This window comes from Curtobacterium sp. VKM Ac-1393, from assembly GCF_015350995.1.
Classification (GTDB): domain Bacteria; phylum Actinomycetota; class Actinomycetes; order Actinomycetales; family Microbacteriaceae; genus Curtobacterium.
The window spans coordinates 186,335-202,777 of sequence record NZ_JADKRW010000001.1; the positions used below are offsets into that span (position 1 = coordinate 186,335).

Consider the following 16,443-nt stretch of genomic DNA (forward strand, 5'->3'; position numbering starts at 1 on the left):
CGATGCAGCCCCTACGGCTCGGGGACCGCCACGATCCGGTTCTGGTACGCCCACACCACGGCCTGCAGCCGCGACCTGACCCCGAGCTTCGGCAGCATCCGCGACAGGTGCGACTTCACGGTCGAGACCTCGAGCACGAGCGCGACCGCGATCTCCTCGTTCGACATCCCCTGCGCGAGCAGCAGCAGGACCTCGCGTTCACGGGCGGTCAGCACCCCGTCGGCCCGGTCCCCCGACACCGGCTGCAGGCTCCGGCGCGACACGAACTCGCGCAACACCCGCCGGGTCAGGGCCTGGTCGAGCGTCCCGTTCCCGGCGGCGACCTGGCGCACGGCGTCGACGATGACGTCCGGCTCGGCGTCCTTGAGCAGGAACCCCGACGCCCCGGCCTCGAGCGCCCCGAACACGTAGTCGTCCAGGTCGAAGGTCGTCAGCATCAGCACCGGGATCGGCGGGTCGGCGTCGGGAGCGCAGAACACCCGGGCGAGCTCGATCCCGTTCATGACGGGCATCCGGATGTCCAGACACGCCACGTCGGGCCGCAACGTGCGTGCCAACGCGAGCGCCTCGCCGCCGTCGGCGGCCACGCCGACGACCTCGATGTCGGCCTCCGCGCCGAGCAGCGCAGACACCCCGGCGCGGACCAGCGGCTGATCGTCCGCGACCAGCACGCGGATCACGCGACCACCCCGCCGCCGCCGGCGGCCTGCGTGACTGCGGCAGGTGCCTCCCGTCCGAGCGTCAGCTCCACCAGCCATCCGCCGGTGGCGCTGGGACCGGTCTGGAGGCTCGCCCCCACCAGGTCCGCCCGCTCGCGCATCCCCCGCAGGCCGTTGCCACCCGACGGTGAGGTCGGCGCTGCCGGAGCGGCGGCCCGTGCGTTCTCCACCCGGATCACCACCCGGGTCGCGTCGCGGTCGTCGACGGTGACCGTGCACGGGGCGGACGGGGCGTGCAGGACGGCGTTCGCCAGCGCCTCTTGCACCGTGCGGTAGGCGGCGAGCTGCGCGAGCGGACCGACGCCGTCGGCCAGCGCCTGCGCCCCGAGCGGGCGGTCGCCGGTGAGCACGTCCAGCCGCACGTCGCTGCGGAACCGGGCCCGCTCGACCAGGTCGACGATGCCGGCCACCGTCTCGACCGAACGTTCGGCCGGGGCGTCGTCGCGCAGGAGCCCGACCAGGCGACGCAGGTCGTCGAGGACGGCGGTGCTCTGCTCCCGTACCTGGCGCGCACCCTCGTGCGCACGCTCCGGGTCGCTGTCGATCTGCCGGTCGATCACGGCGGCCATCAACGCGATGCCGGACAGGTGGTGCGCGGCGATGTCGTGCAGTTCGCGGGCCATCGCGGCGCGTTCGCGGGAGACGGCGGCGTCGACCAGGGCGTCCTGCTCGCGGCCGACGGCGCTCGCCTCGGCGGTGCGGGCGACGCGGACCTCGCGACGGGAGCGCACCAGCAGGGTGACCAGGAGCGGGAGCCCGACGGCGCCGACGGCCTGCAGGGCGCCCTGGCCGAGCGAGCCGGTCAGCCCCGTCGCGAAGTCGCCACGGAACGCTCCGGCGGCGACCGCGGACAGGACCACGCTGCCGGCTGCCACCAGCGCGCCGGCGACCAGCAGCGCGGGCCACAGACGTGCGAGTGGGACGCGCAGGGCGGCGAGGACGACGGCGACGACCACCGGCAGGGCGGTGAGGCCGAACAGGTCGAACGACTGCGGCGCGAGCGCGGCGACGAGCACCGGCAGCGCGGACACCGCGACGAGCACGGTCCCCGGTGCCCGACGGGCGGCGAGCAGGGCGGCGGACTGGACCAGCAGGCCGAGCGCCAGGACGGTCCACGCGGCGGTGAACGGCGCCGGGACCCGCAGGGCCAGGGCGGGGCCGTCCGGCTCGACGGCGTCGAGCGGCGGCAGGCCGAGCAGCAGGCCCAGTGCCAGGACGGCCGTGCCGAGTGCGACGAGCACGTCGACGCGGCGGTCGCGGGTGCGCGGGTCAGCGGAGGCCATCGTTGGATCCTACGAGGCGGGTGCGAGCGGGGACCGGGGCGTCGATCGGCAGCGCGCGGCGCGCCGGGTCGTAGCCCAGGCGGCCACGGGTCACGACGAGCAGCACGGCGGCGGCGACGGTCGAGGTGATGGTCAGGCCGATCATCAGCGTGCCGGCGGTCATGCTCGGGTACATCTCCGGGAACAGCGTCGAGATCGTGTTGTTCACGCCGACGTGCAGCAGCAGGGCCAGGGGCAGGCTCTCACCGGTCTTGTTGAACACCTGGATCATCACGACGTTGAACGTGATCGTGAACAGGGCGAACACCACGGGCTCGCTCCAGTGCGCGTTCGGCCATCCGCCCCAGTCGCTCAGGTAGAGCGGCATGTGCCAGAGCGCCCAGATCGGCCCGAGGACCGCAGCGGCACCGAGTCCACCGAAGCGGTGCTGCAGGCGGGGCAGGGCGAAGTCGCGCCAGCCGGGCTCCTCGCTCAGGCCGGTCGAGAACAGCTGGATGAGCAGTCCCGGCACCAGGGCGGCGAAGGCCAACGCCGAGGGGGCCCGCACGTCGCCGCCGGCGAAGGGCAGGGCGGACGCGACGATCATCGCCGGCACGACGACGAGCGCCAGGGCGTACCAGTACCAGGCGACCCGCCAGCGGAACAGGCGTCCCACCCAGCGGCGCAGGCCCGGACGGCCGTCGGCGACCGCGGTGACGATGAACGCGCCGCCCAACGGGCCGAGCAGCGCTCCCGGCAGCACGCCGGTGAACTGGGCGGAGCCGAGGACCTCGGGGAAGTGGATGCCCCACACCCCCATGCCGTGCGGCGACAGGATGTACGGCACCCACGCCAGCCAGCTCAGGCCGAGCGCGAGGGTGAAGAAGGACGCGAGCGGGTGCCGGGCGATGACGCCGCTGACTCCCCCGCGTTCCTGTGGGCTGGTGCCGGCGCTGGGCCGGACGTCGGTGGTGTTCGTCATGCACACGACGCTAGGAACTGCGGCGTCGCGGGACGACCGGCGCAGGGATGCACCTGCCGGACTTGCATCGAAGGATGCAGGTGCCTCCGGGCTGTTCAGACGATGCGCTGCGCGGCGACGTGCGCCAGGACGACCGGGTCCTCGCAACCCCCGGCGAAGCCGCGGATGCGCCGGTCGATGTCCCGCTGCAGCACGAGCACGCCGATCCGTTCGGCGAGCGGCGCCAACCACCGCGGCCGGCAGGTGAAGTTGTAGCGCCAGACCGCCAGCGTGCGCCCCGGCTCGCCCTCGACCGCGGTGAAGCGCCACCCGCCACCCATCCGCTCGAAGAACCACGACCCCTTGGTCATCTTCATCCCGACGTTCGACGGCGGGTGGTACGAGACGTACTCGCTCTCCATCGCGAAGCCGAACCGCTGCACCGTGTACGTCCGCACGCCCTTGCCGGGGACCGTCGCGCCGCCGACCAGGTGCTGCCGGCGGATGAATGGGTCCCAGCGCTTCCGGATCGCTCCCTGCGTCTGCGAGACGGCGAAGGCAACCTCGGGCTCGACCGGCACGACACAGCGGGACTCGACGACGGGCATGAGTCATCCTCGCACGCGCACGCGCACGGTGCGAGGTCCGCCAGCCCGTGCGAGGTTGCTCGAACCCGCACGGTGCGCTGTCCACGGGCCCGTGCGAGGTTGCACACTCCGTGCGCCGACAAAGCCCCCGCACCGAGTAGGGAACCTCGCACCGGACGAAGGACCTCGCACCGTGCGAGGTTGCACCCGGCGCAGCGCGGCGTCAGCGCAGCGCGGCCCGGAGCGCGTCGGCGATGATCGCGAGCGCAGCGTCGACCTCGTCCGCCACCCGCTCGTGCGTCGCCTCGGACCGGCGGTAGGGGTCGTCGACGTCGTCGTCCGCGGGGTCGGCCGGCGGCGGGACGGTGCCGCGCAAGCGTGCCACCCGTTCGACCAGGGCCTGCGGGGTCGTGACGTCCTGCAGGTCACCGGGCTCGAGCCCTGCGAGCACCCGCGCGAACTGCTTGATGGTGAACGCCCGCTTCGTCGCCCGGGGTGCGAGCGACACCACGGCCGCTCGGTGTGACCGCTCGGCTGTGAGCACCAGGTCGACCTGCTCGACGATCGCGGCCGTCAGGTACCGCGAGCCGTGCGCCGACGGGTCACCGCCGAGCCGCACGGACTGCGCCGCGGCGGCACCGTCCATCGCGGCACCGTCGTCGGCGATCGTGCCGGCGGACTCGACCTGGAACGCCGGAGCGTCCGGGCCGAGTCGCGCCGTCAGGACCTGCGCGCCGAGCGGCGAACGGCAGATGTTGCCGCTGCAGACGAACAGGACCCGCATCGTCAGGCGCCGGCGCCGAGCAGGTCGTGCCGGACGACGATGGCGTCGCGGCCCGGACCGACGCCGATCGCGGAGATCCGCGCGCCGGACATCGCCTCGACCGCGAGCACGTAGTCCTGGGCGTTCTTCGGCAGGTCCTCGAACGAGCGGGCGCCGGTGATGTCCTCGGTCCAGCCCGGGAAGTCTTCGTACACGGGCTTCGCGTGGTGGAAGTCGGACTGGTTCACGGGGACCTCGTCCACGCGGACGCCGTCGACCTCGTACGCGACGCACACCGGGATCGTCTCGAGCCCGGTCAGCACGTCGAGCTTGGTCAGCACGAAGTCGGTCACGCCGTTGATGCGCGCGGTGTACCGGGCGATCGGGGCGTCGTACCAGCCGCAGCGTCGCGGACGACCCGTGGTGGTGCCGAACTCGAAGCCGTTGGCGCGCAGGAACTCGCCGGACTCGTCGAACAACTCGGTCGGGAACGGGCCGGCGCCGACGCGGGTCGTGTACGCCTTGACGATGCCGATGATGCGCTCGAGCTTGCCCGGGCCGATGCCGGAACCGGTCGCAGCACCACCGGCGGTCGCGGAGGACGACGTCACGAACGGGTAGGTGCCGTGGTCGACGTCGAGCATGGTCGCCTGACCCGCCTCGAACAGGACGGTGTCGCCACGCTCGAGGGCGCGGTGGATCTCGAGGGCGGTGTCCGCGACCATCGGGCGCAGGCGCTCGGCGAAGGACAGCAGCGACTCGACCACCTCGTCGGCGTCGATCGCGCGGCGGTTGAAGACCTTCACCAGCAGGTGGTTCTTCTGGTCGAGGGCCGCTTCGACCTTCTGGCGCAGGATGTTCTCGTCGAAGATGTCCTGGATGCGGATGCCGACGCGGTTGATCTTGTCGGCGTACGACGGGCCGATCCCGCGACCGGTGGTGCCGATCTGGCGCTTGCCGAGGAACCGCTCGGTCACCTTGTCGATGGTGCGGTGGTAGTGCGTGATGACGTGGGCGTTCGCCGACACGAGCAGCTTCGAGGTGTCGACACCGCGGGCCTTCAGCGCGTCGAGCTCCTGGAACAGCACCTCGAGGTCGACGACGACGCCGTTGCCGATGATCGGGGTGACGCCGGGCGTGAGGATGCCGGAGGGCAGCAGGTGCAGCGCGTACTTCTCGCCGCCGATGACGACCGTGTGCCCGGCGTTGTTGCCGCCGTTGAACTTCACGACGTAGTCGATGCGGGAGCCGAGGAGGTCGGTGGCCTTCCCCTTGCCCTCGTCGCCCCACTGGGCTCCGATGATGACTGCTGCGGGCATCTGGTTCTCCTCACGTTGGCGGAGGACCTCACGCGACCAGGCGGGCCGGTGGTCCACCCCACTCTATCGGCTGGTCACCTGCGCGTCATCCGCGCGTCATCAACGCGGGAAACGGCGGACGGGAGGCCCGGTGCCAGCTGGCACCCCTCGCTCGCCGGCTCGGTCGGCGCGTTCCGCGATCAGGCGCGGAAGAAGTCCTGGTACGACGGATCGCCTACGGGCTGCGAGTACCCGGGCTCCGCCAGGCGCTGCTCGATCATCGCCTGGACGACGTCCGGCGGGGTGAGGCCACGACGTCGCCACTCGGTCGGGTTGCTTCGGAGCTGGCTCAGCGACTGCATGCTGCAACCCTGGCACCCGATAACTAGTTTGTCTAACTACCTGTCCGCATTCCGCGACGCGGCCCACGAACACCGCGCCGAGTGTGCAGAAGACGTCGGGTCCGAAGTGCGAACCCGACGTCTTCTGCTCACTCAGTGGCGCGAACGCCGCGCGCGACTGCCCGCGCGACTACCCGCGCGACACCTTCGCGGTGGCCTTGGACGTCGCAGTGCCGTCCTTGTAGCCCGAGGCGTGCGCGGTGACCTTCACGGAGACCTTGTGCCCCGCGTCGGACGTGCCGAGCTTGTACGTCGCACCGGTGGCGTTCTTGACGGTCTTGCCGTCACGGAGCCACTGGTACTTGTACGTCGCCTTCGTCGTGCTCCACGTGCCGTGGTTCGCCGAGAGCTTCGAGCCGACCTTCGCCGTCCCGCTGACCGTCACCTTGCTGCCCGCGGCGAGCGCGAGCGTGGGCGGGGTCACCGAGATGGTCGACGTGCCGGCCTGCTTGCCCGACGCGTTGCCGAGGTGCAGCAGCAGGACGGTGGCCTTCGTGACACCCGATGCCCGCGTGACCCGGATGGAACCCGAGTCGGCGAACAGGACGCCGGTGCTGCGACCCTGCGCGAACGACAGCGCGGGCTTCGTCGGGTCGAACGAGGCGCTCTTCGTCTCGTCCACGACGGACGAGCCGGTGGTGGCGGCACCCGGGGCGTACGCCGACTCGGTGAGCACCGAGTAGGTGAACTTGCCCTTCGCGCCGATCAGCGCACCCGTGGTCGTGAGCACCTTCACCGAGCTGTCGAAGGTGTTCACGTCCTGACCGGGCGCCCCACCGTTCAGCGGCTGGACGTCGACGACCGGGTCGACGTCCGGGTCGTTCAGCGCGGCCTTGGCCAGGTCGATGGTCGTGGCGAACGTGGCGTCCACCGCGGCCGACTTGGCGTTGTAGACCAGGTAGTCGGGCTGGCCGTCACGGTTCGTGTCGATGAGGACCTCGACGTTGGTCACGGCGCCGGGGTCGGCGTCGGGGCCGGCGGTCTGGATGCCGAACGCGACGGTGTCCGAGGCCTTGTCGTAGCTCGCGCCGTAGGAGCGGATGTCCGCCGCCTGCAGCGAGCGCTGCGCCGAGCCGTCCGGGAACGCCTCGGCCGGGTCGGTCCCGCCGAGCACGAACGGTGCGACCGCGGCGTGGTAGCCGGTGGTCAGCCCGCCCTGGTCGACCGTGCGGCCCTTGAGCGTCAGGTCGGCGGACTTGCCGGGGCCGGTGAAGGCCACGGTGGAGCGACCCTGGACGGAGCTGACCGGCTTCGGGGCGAGGTACGTCCCCACGCGCAGCGGCACCGCGGTCGTGTCGGTCGGCGTGAACGCCACGATGCCGGAGGCCGCGGTCACGAACTCGCGCTGGTAGCCCTGCTGCACCGACTCCTGGGTGGGGTCGATGACACGGCGGAGCTGCGTCGGGTCGGCGATCGTGAAGGTGAGCTTCACGGTCGCGGTGCGGTTGGCGGGGACGGTGACCTGCTTGCGGTCGAGTGCGAACGCCACGCCGGGCTGCGACACCTGCGGCTGGTAGGCCACGTCGTAGGTGTGTGCGACGCCGTCGGTGTTCGCGATCTGCAGGGTGCGGCTCTCACTGGTCGCACCCGAGACCTCGACGACACCGAACGAGGCGGTGACGAGCAGGTCGTTCTCGACGCTCCGGACGGTGGTGCCGGCGGTCACGGCCTGCAGGGCGTCGACGCGTCCGGTGCCCTGCCGGAGCAGGGTCGCCGAGCGGGTGCCGTCCTTGACGTCGTGCGTCGCCGTGTTCATGAGCGCCGCCTTGACCTGCGGTGCGCTCCACTCCGGGTGCGACTGGAACGTCAGCGCCGCGATGCCCGCGACGTCCGGCGTGGCCATCGAGGTGCCGCTCATCGACATGCGGCCGTCACCGGTGCCGTTGGCCGCCGAGATCACGTTGACCCCGGGGCCGGCGATGTCCGGCTTGACGATGTCGTTGAACGAACCGTGCACGCCACGGCTGGTGAACCCGGCGAGCGTGTTCACGGCCTCCGGGTCGGTGGCGAGTTCGAAGCCCTTGAGCTCGTCCGCGAGGCGCACGTGCAGGGTCCCCGCCTTGGCAGCGGCCTGGAGGCTCGTGACGGCACCCAGCGTCAGCTCGGCTCCGGGGATGGTCGCGTTGCCGGCGATGCCCCCGTCGAAGGTGTTGATCGTGCCCGCGAGGAGCACGCCGACTCCGCCGGCGGCCTTGACGTTGTCGAAGCGGGTCTTGGAGCCGCACTCGAGCGCGGCGTCCGTCCACTTGAGCCAGACGACCTTGCCCGCGACGGCGGCCGCGTCGGCCCCCGTGAAGGCAGCACAGCCGTCGATGTTCGTGGTCGGGACGACGACGGCGCCCTCGACCGGCAGCGTGCCCGTGAAGTCCTGCGAGTACTGCGAGCGGTAGGTCTTCGCGACGTCCGACGGCGCGGTGGCCTCGACGCCGTCGTACAGCGACTGACCGGTGGCGCTGGCGGCGACGGTGAGCGCACCCTCGGCGTTGCCCGGTGAGCCACCGATGTCGGTGAAGTCGTCGGCGTTGCCCGAGGCGATCACGGGGAGCACCCCGCGGGCGGTCAGTGCGTCGATCTTGGCGTTGTCGGGGTCGTCAGGTGCGCCGTAGTCGGAGCCGAGCGACAGGTTCAGGACGTTGATGTCCTTGCCCTCGGTGAGCGCCTGGCCCACCCAGTCGAGCGCGGCACCCGTGACGTCGGTCGAACCGCCGCCGTCACCGAAGACCTTGAGCGCGTAGAGGCCGGCCTCGGGCGCGGTGCCCGGACCGATCCACATGTCCTGCACCTGCTGCGTGGTGAGCGCGGTGTAGTCGCCGTCGAACTGCTGCTTGTCGGCGGTCAGGCCGTAGCCGGCGATCGTGCCGGACACGTGGGTGCCGTGGTCGCCGCCCTTGCCGTCGATCGGGTTGTCGTCCGGAGCCGGCACCGGGTCGTAGCCCTCGGCGTCCGGGTCGGCGTTGTAGGTCGCACCGGCGAAGTCGTACCCGCCGAGGAACTTCGACGCGTCGTACAGGCTGGGGTCCGGCGCGCCGGAGCTCGCGTTCGCCAGGGCCTGGTCGTAGGCGGCCGTGGTGCCGGGGCCGCCGAAGTCCGCCTGCGTGTAGTCGAGACCGGTGTCGAGGACGGCGACGTTGACGCCCTTGCCGGTGTGCCCGGTCTGCTGCCAGGCGTTGAGCGCACGCGTGTAGACGTCACTCGCGGCGTTCTTCGGCGAGACGCCGTCGGCGCCCGGCTTCACGAGGCTCGGGTCCACGCCGGACGGTGCCGCGCTCGCGTCGGCGTTCACCGTCGGCTCGACGATCTTCTTCGGCGTGAGCGGGATGATGCTCTCGACGTCGGAGCGCTTCGCGATGTCCTGCAGCGCGGAGACGTCGGCGACGACCGCGACACCGGGGACGGTGTACTCGGTCGAGTAGAGCTCGGTGGAGTCGGCGTCGGCGCGCTTGACGGCGGCGCGCACGGATGCGGTGGTCGACTCGATCGCCTTGACGCGGCTCTTCGCTGCCGAGGACTGCGTCTTGGACTTGGTCAGGTCACCGCCCTTCGCGTTCGCGTCGACCTCGAGGGCCCCCTGACCGGTCGTGCGCACGAAGGCGGCGACGGTCTTGGTCGGCTTGGCGTCGCGCAGTGGAGCGGACAACTTCAGGTCTGCCACCGACACCCCGGCCGGAGCTGCGGAGGCCGCGCCCCCGACTGCGAGGCCGCCGCACGTCAGGGCCACGGCGGCGATGCCGGCGGTCAGGACGCGTGCGATGCGATGGGAGTTCGGGGTCGGGTTCGGGTCGTGGTTCGGTGTTGCACGGTTCAAAGAGGGCACTCCAGGCTCAGTCCGTGGTTCGCATGAGATTGCTGTGAAGTTATGCGCTTACATTCAGAAAGGGCAGTCCGCTCTTTGGGGGACACCCGCGTTCGGGGGCCGGTGTTCCTGTTAAGTTGCACACACGTGTGCACGTTATTACGATGGGGTGCATGACCACCGCTCCCCACTCCGCACGCGCGCCACGCCGCGACGCAACCGAGAACCGGGCAGCCCTCCTCGACGCCGCCCGAGCCTGCCTGCAGCGCGATCCCGATGCCTCCATCGAGACGATCGCCGCTGCCGCCGGGCTCTCCCGTCGCGCGGTGTACGGACATTTCCCGTCGCGCGACGACCTCGTGCGCGAGGTCGTGACCTCCGGCGCCGCCCGGATCGCCGCGTCCATGCCGACCACCTCGGACCTGCAGGGACTCCCGCCGGCCGCCCGGCTCGCCGCGATCGCGGTGACGCTCTGGACCGAGGTCTCGCACGTCCGCTCGATGGCCAGGATCGCCGTGCGCAGCCCGTTCGCCGAACCCGTCGCCGAAATCTTCGCTCCCCTGCGCGCCCAGGTCCGACAGGCGTGCGCGCTCGGGATCGCCGAGGGCGCCATGCGCGACGACGTCGACCCGGCCACACTCGGGCGACTGGTCGAGGGCGCGTGCATCGCCGTCCTCGACGAGGCCACCCGCTCCGGCACCCCGCACGAGGTCGGTCGGCGCATGGTGGTGGTGTCGGCGCTCGGCATGGCCGGCATCGACTGGCGCACCGCACTGCTGTCCGAACCCGCGGCTCCGGCCGCCCGCTCCGCTGTCTCCCCCGTGAAGGACCCCGCATGACGCTCGAACTCGACCACGTCGGCATCGGCGAGGAACCCGGCGCGGCACTGCCCGTCGTCTCCGCCGTCGCCGCCCCCGGACACCCCGGGGTCGTCGCCGTCGAGACCGAGCAGGCGCCCGTCCTCGCCTCGCTCGTCGCCGGCGGCCGGATGCAGCCCGAGACCGGCCGCCTGCTGCTCGACGGACACGAGGACGCCGCCGCCGTGCGCCGCACCTTCGCCCTCGTCGACACCCCCGGCGTCGCCGAGCCCTTCCCCGTGATGACCGTCAAGCAGATCGTGCGCGAGGAACTCGCGTTCGCCGCACAGCGTCCCTCGCGCGACCACGTCGACACCGTGCTCGAGGAGCTCGGCCTGCGGCACTGGGCAGACACCCCGGTCCAGCGGGTGCCGACGGCCGTGCGGGTGCAGCTGCTCGTCGAGCTCGCCCTGCTCCGCGACGGTGTGACCGGCGTCGTCGTCACGGCGCCCGAGCGGCACGGCGGCATCGTCGAGGAGTGGTTCGCGGTGCTCCGCGACGTCTCCCGACGCGGCGTGACCGTCGTGCTCGTGACCTCGAAGGCCGCAGCCGCGACCGTCGAGGCGCTGCTCGAGACCATCCCGACGACCGAAACCGAGGGTCCCGACGACGCGGCCCTGTCCGACGGAACCGAGCCGGGCCTCCCGTCCGGTCCTTCCGTCACCGCAGAATCCGCAACCGTCCCGACGGAGGCAACCCCGTGACCACCACCTCGCTCGTCCGCGCCGAACTGGCGCGCCTCACCGCGACCCCGCTCGCACGTCTGGCGTTCATCGCCCTGATGATCGTGCCGCTGCTGTACGGCGGCGCCTACCTGTGGGCGAACCGCGACCCGTACGCCAAGCTCGACCAGATCCCGGCGGCGATCGTGGACCTCGACGCCGGGGCCACCCTCGACGGCGACCAGGTCGACTACGGCACCGACGTCACGAAGGAGGCGATCGACGGCGCCGACTTCAAGTGGACGAAGACGACCGCCGCCGACGCCCGCTCCGGCGTGCGCAACGGCACCTACGACTTCGTCGTCACCATCCCGCACGACTTCTCCGAGCACCTGGTGTCCGCGCAGTCGGACGACCCGACGCAGGCGAAGCTCGTCATGACGACGGCCGACACGAACTCGTACCTGGCCTCGACCATCGCCGAGCAGGCGGGCAAGACCATGCGCACAGCCGTCGCCGAGCGGGTCGGCAAGCAGGCGGCGAAGACCCTGCTCGTCGGACTCGCCGACGTCCGCGACAGCCTGGGCGACGCCGTGGACGGGGCCGACCAGCTCGCCTCCGGTACCGCGAAGGCGGACTCGGGTGCCCGCAAGCTGGCCGCGGGTACCGGCAAGTTGTCGTCCGGAGCGGCGGAGCTCGCGTCCGGTACTGCCTCGTTGCCGTCGCAGACCGCGCAGCTGAACAGCGGGGCGCAGCAGGTGGCGTCGGGGGCATCGACCCTGGCATCCGGGCTGGCCAGCGCGCAGGAGCAGACGGCTGCGCTGCCGTCGCAGACGCAGCAGTTGGACAGTGGGGCGCAGCAACTGCAGTCCGGGCTGCACCGGCTCCGTGACCAGACGGCTTCGCTGCCGTCGGACTCGGCGCGCCTGTCCAGTGGTGCGTCGCAGGTCGCCAGCGGCAACGCCGAGCTCGCCGACAAAGCCGCACCGTTCATCGCGGGCGTCCAGCAGATCTCTGCGCAGTCGCCGGAACTCGTCGCGTCGCTGAAGCCCGTCGTCCAAGCCTCCACGGTGCTCTCCGCGGAGCAGAAGACCCAGCTGCTCGCCGGGCTCGACAACCTGCAGACGGGCAGCACGAAGCTCGGCGCCGGCGCTGGCGACCTGTCGGAGAACCTGCAGAAGTTGCGGACCGGGAGCGCGACGGTGTCCGCCGGGGCGTCGCAGCTCGCCGCGAAGGCCCCCGAGCTGACCAGCGGCGTCCAGAAGCTGTCCGATGGCTCCGACACGCTCGCTGCGGGGACCGGGAAGCTCGCCGCGAAGGCTCCGGAGCTGTCCTCCGGGATCGCGACGGCCGCGACCGGTGCTTCGAAGGTCTCGGCGGGTGCGTCGAAGGTGGCCGACGGCACGTCGAAGCTGGCCTCGGCCGCGCCGACGCTGTCGTCGGGTGCTGCTTCGCTCGCATCGGGCGCAGCGGCGGCAGATGACGGCACCAAGTCGCTCGTGACCGGGCTGGACAAGCTGAAGACCGGTTCGTCGAAGCTCGCGTCCTCGCTCGACGAGGGCCGGACGAAGATCCCCGCCTCGAACGCCTCGGAGCGGGAGTCGCAGGCCTCGGTCATCTCCGACCCGGTCAAGGTCGGTGACGACAACGTCGCCGCCGCATCGAACTACGGTGCCGGCCTCGCGCCGTTCTTCATCTCGCTCGCGGCCTGGATCGGCATGTACGCGCTGTTCCTCATCCTCAAGCCGATCTCGAAGCGGGCCATCACCGCGGTGCGGAAGCCCCTGGCCGTGGTGTTCGGCGGCTGGCTGACCCCGGCCCTGCTCGGTCTGGTGCAGATGGTGGCGCTGTTCTTCATCGTGCGGTTCGCCCTCGACCTGAACGTGGTGCACGTCGGCGGCACGATCGGGATCATGGTGCTGGCCTCGGCGACCTTCGCGGCGATCATCATGGCGCTCAACGTGCTGCTCGGGTCGGTGGGGCAGTTCCTCGGCCTGGTGCTGATGCTCGTGCAGCTCGTCACCGCCGGCGGCACGTTCCCCTGGCAGACGCTGCCCGGGCCGTTGGCGGCGCTGCACTTCGCGTTGCCGATGACGTACTCCGTCGACGCGATCCGGCAGACGATGTACGGCGGGAACCTCGGCGCCGCGTGGTCCGACGCCGGCGTGCTGCTCTGCTGGCTGCTCGGGGCGCTCCTGGTGTCCTTCGTGGTCACCGCGCGGCAGACCCGCTCTCGCACGTTGCGCGACCTGCGCCCGAGCCTGATCGGGTAGCGCGGGGCGGGCGCTTTCGCCGAGTGAGCAGAAGACGACGGGTGGCCCCGGGCGACCCGTCGTCTTCTGCACACTCGACGATCCGAACTCGACGGGACGAGACCGACCCCGCACCGCGCGACCCCCGCACCGGACGGGACCACGCCGCCCGCTACGATCGACGCACGAACCAACGGAGGTCGAAGCGCATCATGGGAGACGGCAAGCCCGCGACCATCTACGACGTCGCCGCACGCGCCGGGGTGTCGAAGTCCCTCGTCTCCCTGGTACTGCAGCGTTCCCCCCGGGTGAGCGACCAGCGCCGAGCCGCCGTGCTCACCGCGATCCAGGAACTCGACTACCGGCCCTCCACCGCGGCCGTGTCCCTCGCCGGCACCCGCAGTCGCACCATCGGCGTGGTCCTCGACGACTTCCGCAACCAGTGGTTCGTGGACCTGCTGACGGGTCTGCGCGAGGCCCTGCAGGACCAGGGCCACCGCCTCGTCGTCGCGGACCGGTTCCTCAACACCGGGCTCGATGCCTCACCGGTGGAGGGCTTCCTGTCCATGCGCGTCGAGGGCATCGTCATCGCCGGTGAACCGACCACCGACCTCGCGATCCCAGCGTCGATGCCGGTGGTCGTCGCGGGTGGTCGGGTGTCGATCCCCCGCGCGGACACCGTGGCGAACGACGACCGTGCGGGCGGTGGCATGGCCGCCGAGCACCTGCTCGCCCTGGGGCACACGCGACTCGGGTTCCTCGGCGCGGGTTCGGCAGCGTCAGAGGAGCGCCGCGTGGGCTTCGCGGCGACCGTCACGGCCAGTGCGGGAGCAAGCGTCGCCGTCGTGGTCCTGCCCGGCGAACCCACCGAAGAGGCCGGCTCCCGCGCCCTCGGCACCCTGCTCGACGCGCACCCCGACGTCACCGCGGTGTTCGCCGCGAACGACGTCATGGCCCTCGGCGCGCTGTCCGAACTCGCCGAACGCGGCCTGCGCGTCCCCGAGGACGTCTCGGTCATCGGCTACGACGACACCCCGGTCGCGGCCACCCGCTACGTCGCGCTCACGAGCATCGACGACCGGAGCGTCGAGATCGGCCGCGGCGCCGGCGAACGCCTGCTCGCCCGCATCGCGGACCCGGGCCTGGCGGCCACCGAGTCGCTCGTCGAACCCCGCCTGGTCGCGCGCCGCACGACCGCTCCGCGCTGACGCGGCTGCCGGGAGGCCCGTCCCACGCCCGCCACGTCCGCTCAGTGAGCGGAAGACGACGGGTCCAGAGCGCGTACCCGACGCGTTCTGCTCACTCGGCAGGCGTCGCGTGCTGCACGATCCACGAGTGCATGACGATCGCGGCCGCCGCCGACGCGTTGATGCTCCGCGTCGACCCGAACTGCGTGATCTCCAGGTGTCCGGACGCCCCGGCGACGGCTTCGTCGGTGAGCCCGGGGCCCTCTTGGCCGAACAGGAACACGCAGCGCTCGGGGATCGCCGCGGTCTCGATGCGCTCAGCACCGGGGGTGTTGTCGATCGCGATCACCGGGCGCTGCTCCTCGGCCATCGCGGTGAGGAACGCCTGCACGTCGGGGTGGTACCGGACGTGCTGGTAGCGGTCGGTGACCATCGCCCCGCGCTTGTTCCAGCGCCGACGCCCGATGATGTGCACCGTGCCGGCCAGGAACGCGTTGGCGCTCCGCACGATGGAGCCGATGTTCAGGTCGTGCTGCCAGTTCTCGATCGCCACGTCGAACGCGTGCCGGCGGGTGTCGAGCTCGGCGACGATGGCGTCCATCGACCAGTACCGGAAGTGGTCGAGCACGTTCCGCGAGTCGCCGGCCGCCAGCAACTCCGGGTCGAGCCGTGGGTCGTCGGGCCAGGGTTCCGGGTGCGGGCCGACCCCGTTCGTCGTCAGTTCGTGCGACGGTTCGGGCGCAGTGGTCACCGCACCAGCGTACGGCGGGGTCGCACGGAACCAGGTTCCGGACACAGCACCGCGGATCTGCGCGGTTCCATGTCCGGAACCTGGTTCCGGGGCCACGCGGAGCCACGCGGGGCCACGCGCGCGCGGGCTCGGCTCAGGCCAGCCGGGCGGTGCGCGCCTCGATGCCGGCGATGAGCACGTCGAGCCCGAGGTCGAACCGCGTGTCGTACGAGTGCTCCCCCAGGATCTGCCCGACCAGGGTGTGCCGCTCCGGCCGCCCGGTGTCGTCGTCGCCCCGCCCGATCTGGACCGAGGTGTGCCCGACGACGAAGTCGTACACGACGAAGAACGTGTACATCGCCTCGACCTCGGGCAGCCCGGCGTCGCACAGGGCTCCGACGACCTTCGCCACGACGGCGTCGGACTCGGTGGACACCAGCGCGCCGCGGCGGCTGTGCGACTCGAGCACCAGAGGGTGGGTGCGCATCAGGTCGCGGAAGGTCTTCGCGAACACCCGGACGACCGCGTGCCACTCGTCCGGCCAGACGAAGGTGGCGGTGAACTCGTCGACGGTGCGGCGCACGAGCTCGGCGTGCAGGTCGTCGAGCCCGCCGATGGTCCGGTGCACGGTCATGGGTGCGACGCCGAGCCGCACGCCGAGTGCCCGGAAGGACAGGCGGTCGAGTCCGTCCTCGTTCGCGATGGCCGTGGCGGCGTCGATGACCTGCTCGCGGCTCAGCACGTTGGGCCGACCACGGCGTCGTCGCGGAGCAGCTCCGACCTCGGCTGCCACCGCGGCGGCGGACCCCGGAGCGGCAGCCGCTCGAGGGGTGGCGGTCGGGGATCCGGGTTCGACGAGCACGGCGGGTTCTCCTTGATTCGGTACGGGTCCCGAAAAGCCTAGGGCAAAGCCGAACGGCGTTCGGTGTCTCGACCATCTCGGGTCCGGGGCCGGCGCGCAAGAGCCGATC

At 71.7% G+C, this 16,443-nt stretch carries 14 protein-coding genes; 4 read left to right on the plus strand and 10 right to left on the minus strand.

The annotated features are described in order from the left end of the window. Window positions 1–11: 11 nt before the first annotated feature. From ITJ59_RS00885 to ITJ59_RS00920, 8 genes are all read right to left on the minus strand, one after another. Window positions 12–680 carry a response regulator gene (locus ITJ59_RS00885; RefSeq protein WP_194649219.1) on the minus strand — a complete coding sequence of 223 codons (669 nt, stop codon included), beginning with the start codon at window positions 678–680 and terminating at the stop codon, window positions 12–14. Next, complete coding sequence (locus tag ITJ59_RS00890) at window positions 677–2,002, minus strand: sensor histidine kinase (RefSeq protein WP_194649221.1); 1,326 nt, start codon at window positions 2,000–2,002, stop codon at window positions 677–679. The genes ITJ59_RS00885 and ITJ59_RS00890 overlap by 4 nt, the downstream gene beginning before the upstream one ends. Next, window positions 1,989–2,963, minus strand: coding sequence for a type II CAAX prenyl endopeptidase Rce1 family protein (locus ITJ59_RS00895; protein WP_194649222.1), 975 nt, complete (start codon window positions 2,961–2,963; stop codon window positions 1,989–1,991). Before ITJ59_RS00895 ends, ITJ59_RS00890 begins: the two co-directional genes overlap by 14 nt. Window positions 2,964–3,058: 95 nt before the next feature. Then, a complete protein-coding gene (locus ITJ59_RS00900; protein WP_194649223.1) occupies window positions 3,059–3,550 on the minus strand; it encodes an SRPBCC family protein in 492 nt (163 codons plus the stop codon). Between the two features lie 202 nt (window positions 3,551–3,752). Then, on the minus strand, window positions 3,753–4,313 hold the full coding sequence (locus ITJ59_RS00905; RefSeq protein WP_194649224.1) for a low molecular weight phosphatase family protein: 561 nt from the start codon (window positions 4,311–4,313) through the stop codon (window positions 3,753–3,755). A 2-nt stretch (window positions 4,314–4,315) separates the two neighbouring features. Then, window positions 4,316–5,611: an adenylosuccinate synthase gene (locus tag ITJ59_RS00910; protein ID WP_194649225.1), complete on the minus strand. Its 1,296-nt coding sequence runs from the start codon at window positions 5,609–5,611 to the stop codon at window positions 4,316–4,318. Between the two features lie 179 nt (window positions 5,612–5,790). Further along, window positions 5,791–5,952, minus strand: a complete 162-nt coding sequence (locus ITJ59_RS00915; RefSeq protein WP_194649227.1) for a hypothetical protein — start codon at window positions 5,950–5,952, stop codon at window positions 5,791–5,793. Window positions 5,953–6,121: 169 nt separating this feature from the next. Then, window positions 6,122–9,796, minus strand: coding sequence for a S8 family serine peptidase (locus ITJ59_RS00920; protein WP_194649228.1), 3,675 nt, complete (start codon window positions 9,794–9,796; stop codon window positions 6,122–6,124). A gap of 161 nt (window positions 9,797–9,957) precedes the next feature. On the opposite strand from ITJ59_RS00920, the gene ITJ59_RS00925 reads away from it, so the two are divergent. The 4 genes from ITJ59_RS00925 to ITJ59_RS00940 all read left to right on the plus strand — a co-directional run bounded on the left by ITJ59_RS00925 (window position 9,958) and on the right by ITJ59_RS00940 (window position 14,763). Beyond that, window positions 9,958–10,623, plus strand: coding sequence for a TetR/AcrR family transcriptional regulator (locus ITJ59_RS00925; RefSeq protein WP_194649230.1), 666 nt, complete (start codon window positions 9,958–9,960; stop codon window positions 10,621–10,623). Then, entirely contained in the window at window positions 10,620–11,345 is a 726-nt protein-coding gene (locus ITJ59_RS00930) for a hypothetical protein (RefSeq protein ID WP_194649231.1), read from the plus strand. The genes ITJ59_RS00925 and ITJ59_RS00930 overlap by 4 nt, the downstream gene beginning before the upstream one ends. After that, on the plus strand, window positions 11,342–13,576 hold the full coding sequence (locus tag ITJ59_RS00935) for a YhgE/Pip family protein (RefSeq protein ID WP_194649233.1): 2,235 nt from the start codon (window positions 11,342–11,344) through the stop codon (window positions 13,574–13,576). The genes ITJ59_RS00930 and ITJ59_RS00935 overlap by 4 nt, the downstream gene beginning before the upstream one ends. A 191-nt stretch (window positions 13,577–13,767) precedes the next feature. Continuing rightward, window positions 13,768–14,763 carry a LacI family DNA-binding transcriptional regulator gene (locus ITJ59_RS00940; RefSeq protein ID WP_194649234.1) on the plus strand — a complete coding sequence of 332 codons (996 nt, stop codon included), beginning with the start codon at window positions 13,768–13,770 and terminating at the stop codon, window positions 14,761–14,763. Between the two features lie 91 nt (window positions 14,764–14,854). Here the strand turns inward: ITJ59_RS00940 and ITJ59_RS00945 are convergent, their stop codons facing one another. Both ITJ59_RS00945 and ITJ59_RS00950 read right to left on the minus strand, forming a co-directional pair. After that, on the minus strand, window positions 14,855–15,493 hold the full coding sequence (locus ITJ59_RS00945) for a TrmH family RNA methyltransferase (protein ID WP_194649236.1): 639 nt from the start codon (window positions 15,491–15,493) through the stop codon (window positions 14,855–14,857). A gap of 133 nt (window positions 15,494–15,626) precedes the next feature. After that, on the minus strand, window positions 15,627–16,334 hold the full coding sequence (locus tag ITJ59_RS00950) for a TetR/AcrR family transcriptional regulator (protein WP_194649238.1): 708 nt from the start codon (window positions 16,332–16,334) through the stop codon (window positions 15,627–15,629). Window positions 16,335–16,443: the final 109 nt, after the last annotated feature.